9 protein-coding genes are annotated in these 8,164 nt (G+C 77.2%); 1 reads left to right on the forward strand and 8 read right to left on the reverse strand.

The window, feature by feature from the left end; all coding sequences use genetic code 11:
- Positions 1-137: 137 nt before the first annotated feature.
- From VM242_12900 to queG, 8 genes are all read right to left on the reverse strand, one after another.
- A complete protein-coding gene (locus VM242_12900) occupies positions 138-854 on the reverse strand; it encodes an LLM class flavin-dependent oxidoreductase (protein ID HVM06061.1) in 717 nt (238 codons plus the stop codon).
- Positions 855-930: 76 nt separating this feature from the next.
- On the reverse strand, positions 931-1,950 hold the full coding sequence (locus VM242_12905; GenBank protein HVM06062.1) for an ROK family protein: 1,020 nt from the start codon (positions 1,948-1,950) through the stop codon (positions 931-933).
- Entirely contained in the window at positions 1,875-2,918 is a 1,044-nt protein-coding gene (locus tag VM242_12910; protein ID HVM06063.1) for a hypothetical protein, read from the reverse strand. Before VM242_12910 ends, VM242_12905 begins: the two co-directional genes overlap by 76 nt.
- A 189-nt stretch (positions 2,919-3,107) precedes the next feature.
- Positions 3,108-4,070, reverse strand: a complete 963-nt coding sequence (locus VM242_12915) for a hypothetical protein (GenBank protein ID HVM06064.1) — start codon at positions 4,068-4,070, stop codon at positions 3,108-3,110.
- A 10-nt stretch (positions 4,071-4,080) separates the two neighbouring features.
- Positions 4,081-4,755 (reverse strand): DUF6345 domain-containing protein, encoded by a 675-nt coding sequence (locus VM242_12920; protein HVM06065.1) that lies wholly within the window; start codon positions 4,753-4,755, stop codon positions 4,081-4,083.
- A gap of 149 nt (positions 4,756-4,904) precedes the next feature.
- On the reverse strand, positions 4,905-5,480 hold the full coding sequence (locus VM242_12925; GenBank protein HVM06066.1) for a hypothetical protein: 576 nt from the start codon (positions 5,478-5,480) through the stop codon (positions 4,905-4,907).
- Positions 5,477-6,604: a glycosyltransferase family 4 protein gene (locus VM242_12930; GenBank protein HVM06067.1), complete on the reverse strand. Its 1,128-nt coding sequence runs from the start codon at positions 6,602-6,604 to the stop codon at positions 5,477-5,479. Before VM242_12930 ends, VM242_12925 begins: the two co-directional genes overlap by 4 nt.
- 1 nt (position 6,605) lies before the next feature.
- Positions 6,606-7,700, reverse strand: coding sequence for a tRNA epoxyqueuosine(34) reductase QueG (queG, locus tag VM242_12935; GenBank protein ID HVM06068.1), 1,095 nt, complete (start codon positions 7,698-7,700; stop codon positions 6,606-6,608).
- A 283-nt stretch (positions 7,701-7,983) separates the two neighbouring features.
- Between queG and VM242_12940 the strand changes: the two genes are divergently transcribed.
- A partial coding sequence (locus VM242_12940) for a hypothetical protein (GenBank protein ID HVM06069.1) occupies positions 7,984-8,164 on the forward strand: 181 nt, incomplete at its 3' end.

An 8,164-nucleotide genomic window follows, 5' to 3' on the forward strand; every position in this document is an offset into this window, starting at 1 on the left:
CGCTCGGTTACCGAGTCACCCTCCAGTCCGCCGCCTGACAGCCAGAACCTGATTCGGGGCTTACGCCCCGAGGGAGCTCCGCTCCCAACCCCCGCCCGACGCGCCCACGCGCTCACGCGACACCAGTCATTCACGTTTCAGTCTACGAGTGGCCTCGCGGCGGCCGCTATGAGTTCCAGGGCCTCGGGCCACGGAGCGCCGAGCGGCGCCACCACGGCCCACGCGGCGCCCGCCGCCGCGACACCGTCGAGGGTCCGCCGCAGGCGCTCGGCCCCGCCGTCGCCCAGACGGACCTGGCCCGCCCAGGTGACGGGCTGCGCCGCGGCGGCGGCCGCCACCGCCTCGGGAGCGACGGCCCACAGGTTCAGAGCATCCGCCTCGCGTCGGGCCACGGCGGCCGCCGCCTCCGACGCCCCGCCCACCCACGTCGTCACGCCCCGGCGGCGGAGGCGCCGGCACACGTCGGCCAACGACGCCACCCGCTCGGCGCGGGGGCGGAAGGGCGCCCCGTAGGCCAGGTTCTCGGGGCGGCTGTGACGATCGCCGACGCCCAGCCCGGCGATCAGGCGGGGCCCGGCGATGCGGGCCAGCGAGGCGAGCGTGTGCGCCAGGACGGCGTCGGGCAGCACGCCCACCCGGGCCACCAGCGTGCCCACCGCCATCGCGTCGGTCCCGGCGGCGACGGCGGCGGCGAGGGGCAGCCCGGCCAGCGCCGGGCGGGACGGCTGGCCCAGGGGCCACAGGTGGTCGAACACGAAGACGCCGTCGAGGCCCGCCGCCTCCGCCCGCCGCGCCGAGTCCAGCGCCGGCCCGGCGTCCTCCCGGAACTGCGGGAGGGTGACCCCGACCTTCACCCCCGCCCCCGGCCGGTTCCCGGGCCGGTCACGCGTTCAGGCCGGGACGTCCCCGAGACGGCAACGGGGCGGGGGGTCACGGTCCGGGCTCGTCGCCCGCCAGGAGGGCGGCCCCGACGGCGCCCGCGTGCTCGCCCAGGGAGGCGGACACGATGGCGACCGCCGGGCGCCGCCCGCCGCCCATCACCAGCTCGCCGAACGCCCGGCGCACGGGGGCGAGCAGCACCTCGCCCGCCTCGACCAGGCCACCGCCGAGCACGAACGCGGCCGGGTCGAAGACGTTGGCCAGGTTGACCAGTCCCAGGGCCACCCAGCGGGCGAACGCGTCCATGACGCCCATGGCGCCGGCGTCGCCCTCGGCCGCCGCCCGGGTGACGTGCTCCCCGCGGGCCGCCGACGCGTCGCCTCCGGCCAGCTCGGCGATCCGTCCGGACGGGTCGGCGGCCGCCTCCTCCCGGGCCAGGCGTCCCAGGCCGCTGCCCGACGCGAACCGCTCCCAGCACCCCCGCTGGCCACAGGGGCACTCGGGACCGGCGGGGTCGACGACCATGTGGCCGATCTCGCCGGCGAACCCGTTGGCGCCGCGGAGCACCGCGCCACCGGCCACGATGCCCCCGCCGATGCCGGTGCCGAGGGTGACAAGCACGGCGTCGGTGGCGCCTCGGGCGGCGCCCGCGCAGACCTCGCCCCAGCCGGCGGCGGTGGCGTCGTTGTCGACCCTGACGGCGACGCCGGGGAAGCGCTGCATCAGCGCACCGCGCACGTCGAGGTCGACGACCCCGGGAAGGTTGGGCGCGAAGCGCAGGACCCCGGCGGTGTCCACCAGCCCCGGCACGCCCACCCCGATGGCCGAGGCGGGCCCGAGGGCGGCGACCGTCTCGGCCAGCGTGTCGAGCACGGCCGCCTCGCCGACGGGCGTGGGGAGGCGGTGCTCGGCCACCGGCGTCCCGCCCGGGCCCAGGGCGACGCCGAGGCACTTGGTGCCGCCGAGGTCGATGCCGACGCGGCGGGCGGGCCCCGTCAGAACCGCAGCAGGGCGCCGATGCGCCCGAGCACGTCGAGGTCGGCGTTCCCCACGGTGACCTCGACCTTGCAGGACTGCGCGAGGGCCTCCTCGACCGCCTCCTCCACGACGTCGTCCACGCGGTGCATGGACCCCGACGGGCACACCGGGCAGGCGGGGCCGCGCACGGCGAGGTGGCCGCAGGCGTGGCATCGCCAGCCCGGCGCCTCGTAGCCGTCCGACACGAGAAGGGTCTCCACCCGGCGCTCGACGAGGGCGGAGAGCACGGGGGCCAGCCCGGCCACGCCGCCGTTGCCGGCGCCGACGGCGTCCCGCAGGCGGGCGACCAGCCGCGCCTCCTTGTCGCGCTCCACCCGGCTCTCCACCTCGAGGGCGGCCTCGACGATCACCGAGTCGGGGGCGTTCACGGGGACGTTGATGTGCGCCGCCACCCGGCCCTTCAGGTAGGAGTGCAGCTCCTGCTCCAGCTCCTTGGAGATCTCGTCGGGGGCACCGAGGATCAGGTGGTCGTAGTCCTGGTCCTGGAACACCGAGAACGCCACGTCGGCGGCCCGCTTCAGGTGCTGGTGGGCGATCTCGGCGCTGTGGTCGCGGACGTGGTCCTTGTCCCAGTCGCCCCGGTCGTCCTCGTGGCGGGGCAGCTGGTCGAAGCGCTCGCTCTTGTCGACCAGCTGGCCGAGCTCGAACACGAACATGCGGGCCCGCTGCTTGTCGGCCAGGAGCACGCCGAAGCGCTCGTTCTCGTCAAGGACCGCCTCCAGCTGGCGGATGTGGGGCGTGGCGTTGACGACCACCGCGTTGCGGACCGGTACCGGCAGCTCCACCACCTCCCAGAGCCCGCCCCTCGAGCACGAGAACAGGGCCAGCCCGCGGGTCTGGCTGCGGTCCAGGCCGCCCTTGACGTGGGACTCGATCCGGCGCACGTCGCCGACCGCCTCGGGGTGCTGCTCCGTGGCCTGGCGCACCAGCGCCTCCAGGCGGAGCTCGTAGTCGCGTGGGCGGACGAACCGGCGCCCGTCCACGTCGAGGTAGAGCGACACAACCGGGTCGTCACCCCCCTTGAATGATGCAAGCGAGCGAATGACGTCCTGGCTGAGAGCGGCCACGCCACCTCCGTGTCGGGTTCGGTCCAGGGGCCAGGCCGGATGGTAGCCCCGCCCGGGGCACCGTCGAGGTGCCCCGGGCGGGGATGGCGCCGGTCGAGGGCCGGCACCCGCTGCGGTGCCCGCTCAGCGGCTGCGCGACCGCCCGGCGTCCTCGTCGTTCGGGGTGGGCACGGCCACGCCGGCCCGCCGGAGCGCCTCGGGCGACGCGGCGGGGACGTAGCGGCCGAAGCGCACCTCGTAGCCGCCCTTGCGGTCGTCCTTCAGGCTCTCGACCGTCCCCTCGACGGCCAGCGCCGGGTAGGCCACCCGCTGCGGCGTGTCGGCCGGCAGGGCCAGGAGGCCGGCCCGGACGGCGGTGACCACGATGCGCCCGCCCCTCCCGCTCTTCTCCTCGAGGAACGGGTCGGCGAGGAAGGCGGAGAAGGCCTTCTCGGTGCCGCCCGTCCGCACCTCGCGCACGTCCACCACCTTGCGGTGGACGTGGAACATGCGGGCCAGGGTGGGCCGCCCGTCGACGGGGTCGTAGTGGAGGTTCGTCTTGGCACCGGCGCCGATGAGCGGCGTGCCCTCGACGGCGTACGACATGCGCACGGTCGCCCGGCCGGGGCCGGACTCCCGCTCACGTCCCTTCTCGTCGAGCATCGCCCACCGGCCGAGGACGACGTCGACGTCGGCCACGCCGTCGTCGGCCAGGCCGGCGCGGCCGAGCAGCTCCCTGGCCTCGCCGAGGAGGCGGTCGCCGGTGCGCCGGCCCAGCTGGTACGAGATGCCCTCGTCGGTCTCCACCTTCTCGACGTCGGGCCAGTCCCGGCGCTCGTCGTCGAAACGGCTCAGCAGCGGGATGTTGCGGGCACGGACGGCGCCGCTGGCGGCGAAGAACTCCACCTGCCCGGCCTGGCCGGCCAGGGCGTGGCCGAACGGGAGCGTCACCTCGATGGCGTCGTCGATGTCGAGCACCGCCGCCAGCGTGCGCATCGCCTCGACGCGCTCGTGGCTGCACTGGCCCTCGGTGACCGCCGCCGGCATGGCCGACGGGATGTCGGGCAGCTCGACCCGGAAGTCGATGTCCCGGAACGGAATCGGCATGGTGACCCCCTCAGCAGGACCCGCGGGCGGTGAGGAACCGGCGCCCGCTGGTCGGATCGGCCGGCTCCGAGCCCCGGAGCCGCTCGTTGTACGTGGGCGCCGAGTCGCTGGTGGCGCGCAGGTACGCCCACTGCACGCCCGACCCCTCGACGACCTCGTTGGCCTCCGCCCACGCCTCGCGCAGCGGCATGTCCCAGAGCCCGAAGATCGTGTAGTAGGCCCACGCGCCGTAGAAGGCGAACCACCAGCCCCGCGAGTCCTGGCCGCCGCCGGAGTACGAGGAGTTGTGGAACCCGCACATGTAGTGGAGCTTCTGGAACGCCGGGATCCATCGCCCGACGGAGTTCGACGACGTGTGCTCCAACAACGCGCACGCGTGGGTGGCGAAGACCTCCAGGTCGTTCTTGCCGAAGTCGACGGCGTCGGAGGTGCTGACGCTCCCGTCCGACACCGAGAAGCTGTTGGGCGATCCGTGGCTCGACATCATGATGGCGTCGACCTGGTCGCTGCGCTCGGTCCAGTTGGCGGTGGTGACGAAGTCCTTCTCGACGACGCCGGAGTCGCCGTGGTCCTGGGTCCAGTCGAACTGGCTCAGTCCCCCCAGCAGGGATGCGAAGCCCTGGGCCTCGATCCTCCGGCCGTCGATGCCGTCCTTGATCCACCAGGACCCGACGGTTCTCGCCATGGCCCCCCTTTCGCTCGATGGCTGGGGCGCCGGACCCTCGTGACCGCCTTCGCACGGCGGTCCTCACCGGCGCTGGGTGGAGTATGGCAACCGGGAACGACCGTTACAACGGGAGCGACGGTATGTCGGGGTTTGTCGGGGGCCTCGGGTCACTTGGCCCTCGGCGCGGCCCCGCGGCCGTTCCCGTCGGCGGGCGGCGGGGGCGCGGCGGGCGGCTCGACCGGTGCCGCCGGCGGGGCGGGTGACGGTCCCGCCGGCGGGCGGCGGACCGAGCGGGATGTGGGCGTGGGGACCGCCGGCACCGGCCGGGGCGGGAACCGGCCGTGGCGGGCACCCCACAGCCCGGCCAGCCCCTGTCCCCACACGGGAGCGAGGATCCCGAAGGCCAGGCTGGTGTTGGGGCGGGCGGCGGCGGTGGCCAAGGCCAGGGCCACCTCGACGGCCAGCGAGCCGAGCAGCAGGCGGCGCACGCCCGGCGGCGCGCCGTCGAGGAGGAACACGCCGGAGAGGTGGAGCTGCTCGGTGCGGCTGCGGCCGGCGGCGCGCACGAGCGCCCCGGCGAAGGCCACCACGCCGCCCACGAAGAGCACGCCGGCCACCGCCAGCGCGGCCGGCGCGGCGGCCGGACGGGCGGCCGCCAGCCCGGCCGAGAGGGCGAAGCCGGCCGTCCCGGCCAGCGACGCCCTGACGATGTCCTCGCCCTCGGTGATCTCGCCCTCGGTCATCGCTCCAACGGCGCCAGGCAGGCGTCCAGGTCTCGGGCCAGGTCGTCGTACGAGTACCGCTCCACCGCCCGGCGCCGGGCTGCCTCGCCCATGGCGCGGCGGCGGGCGGGGTCGTCGAGCAGGGCGGCGAGCGCGTCGGCCACGGCCCGGGGGTCGGACGGGCGGCGCACCACGATCCCGGTCTCCCCGTCGGCGACCGCCTCCGCCGCTCCCCCGCTGTCGCCCGCCACCTGGGGCACACCGCAGGCCGCCGCCTCCAGGAAGACGATCCCGAACCCCTCCTGCTCCAGCCCGGCCCACCGCGACCGGCACGGGACGGCGAACACGTCGGCGCACCCGTAGGCGGCGGGAAGGCGCTCGTCGTCCACCCGGCCGAGGAACCGCACCGCGCCCCCGTGGCGGGCGCCCAGCTCGCGCAGGCGCGGGAGGTCACGGCCGCTCCCGGCGACGGCGACGACGAGGTCGGGCCGCCCGGGGGCCAGCAGCCCGGCGGCGCGGATCAGGGTGTCCATCCCCTTGCGGGGCACGAGCCGGCTCAGCCCGAGCACCACCCGGGCGTCGCCCGGCAGGCCGAGGCCGGCCCTGGCCTTCGCCCTCCGGTCGGCGTCGAGGGGCACGAAGCGGGCCGAGTCCACCCCGGGCGGCACCACGGTGACGGGCGCCATGCCGTCGCCCGCCGCCCGCCGCGCCTCGGAGGCGGGGTACCCGCCGCCGGCGACGAGGTGGGCGGCGCCCCGCAGCACGCGGGCCAGCGCCGGGCGGGTGACGGGTAGCCGTCCCGGCACGGCCACCTCGGCGCCGTGGAGGACGGCCGCGTACGGGATGCCGAGGTGGGGACCGACCAGGCCCAGCGGGAGCGCCGGGTCCAGCACGACGAGGCCGGCTCCGACGGAGGCGGCCAGGTCGCGGACGCGCCGGGCCAGGCCCGGCGTCGGCAGCAGGACGGGCTGGCGCACCCGCTCGATGCGGAAGGGCTGGGCGGCGTCGAAGGCCGGCGCGTCGGGATGGGGCGTGGTGAGGACCGTCACCCGCTCGGGCGGCAGGCGCCGCCACAGCTCCCACAGGTAGCTCTGGATGCCGCCGACCTTGGGAGGGAAGTCGTTGGTGACGAGGAGGTGACCCACCTCAGGCGGGTCCGGCCGGGGCGGCGACGCCGGTGAGGTCGGAGCGGCCGAGGCGGGCGGCGGCCCACGCCGCGTGCTCGCGCACCATCTCGTCGTCCGACGCCAGTGCCGACCGCAGGGCGTCGAGGACGCGCCGCGAGCGGGCGTCGCCCGCGTTGCCCAGCGCCACCAGGGCGTTGCGTCGCAGGTACCGCGGCTGGCGGCGGGGCACGTACCAGCGGCCGAAGCGGGCCATCAGCGCGGCGTCGTCCGCCTCCAGCATCTCCACCAGGGGCACCCACGCCTCGTCGCCGGGGCGGGCGGGCGGAGGCGGGACGACCCGTTCGGCGGCCCGGTTCTCCGGGCACGCGGCCTGGCAGTCGTCGCACCCGTAGACCCGGTCGCCGAGCGCCTCCCGGAACTCGACGGGGAAGCTCCCGGGCGCTTCCAGCAGCCACGCCAGGCAGCGCCGCGCGTCGAGGAGGCCGGGCGCCACCAGGGCACCGGTCGGGCAGGCGGGCAGGCAGCGGGCGCACGGGCCGCACCCGTCGGCCACCGGCCCGGGTGACGGCGGCAGGGGTGCGTCGGTGACCACCGACCCGAGCACGAACCACGATCCGCGGCCGGGCAGGAGCAGGTTGGCGTTCTTGCCGTACCACCCCAGGCCGGCCCGGTACGCCGCCTCCCGGTCGACCAGGGCGTTGTCGTCGGCCACGACGCGGGCTCGCCACCCCGCCGCCTCCAGGGCGGCGGCCGTGGCGCCCAGGGCCCGGCGGAGGGGCTCGTAGGGGTCGTCCCAGGAGTAGCGGGCGACCCGCCCCACCGGGCCGGCGTGGGCCGGCGGGCGCTCGGGCTCGGCCCGCCGGTAGGACCGGGCGCCGACGACCAGGGCGCGGGCGCCGGCCAGGGCGCGCCCGGGGTCGGTGGCGCCGGCCGGGTCCCCGTAGGTGAAGTGCATGCCGCCGTGAAGGCCGGCCGCCTTGCGCTCCTCGAGAGCCCGGCGGGTGCCGGCGAACGGCTCGGCGGGCGCCACGCCGACGGCGTCCAGGCCGGCCCGGCGGCCGGTGGCGGCCACCTCGCCGGCGAGCCCGTCGAGGTCGGCGGCATCCGTCGGCATGCCCCCATGCTGGCAGTTGCCGGTGGGGAACGGCCTCCCGGCGGCGACGTCAGCGGCGCGGGCGACGGGGGTTCCCGCGTCCCGGCGAGGCGCCGGCGCCGGGGGGTGCCTCGGGCGAGGCGAAGCTCGACCAGGCCGCGTCGTCGTCGCCGTCCTCGAACGCCGGCCGAGGGGCGGAGGCCGGCGGCGACGGCGCAGCAGCAGCCGCCGCCCCACGCCCCCGGGGCGCCGCGCCCCGGCCGGCGGGGCCGAGGCCTGCTCGGTCTCGCCCGTCGCCGCGGCCGTGCCCGTGCCGCCGGCGCCTGGGGCAGGCGCCGGCGCCGCCTCGGGCGCCGGGGCGGCGGCCGGGGCCGCTCGGCGTGCCGCCACGTCGGTCGCCGGCGCCGTCTCGGGCGGCGGCGCTCCGCCGGCGACGTCGGCGCCCGGCGCCGGCTCGGGAACGGCCAGGGGCTCGGGAGGGGGCG

This window comes from Acidimicrobiales bacterium (genome assembly GCA_035540975.1).
In the GTDB taxonomy this organism is placed as follows: domain Bacteria; phylum Actinomycetota; class Acidimicrobiia; order Acidimicrobiales.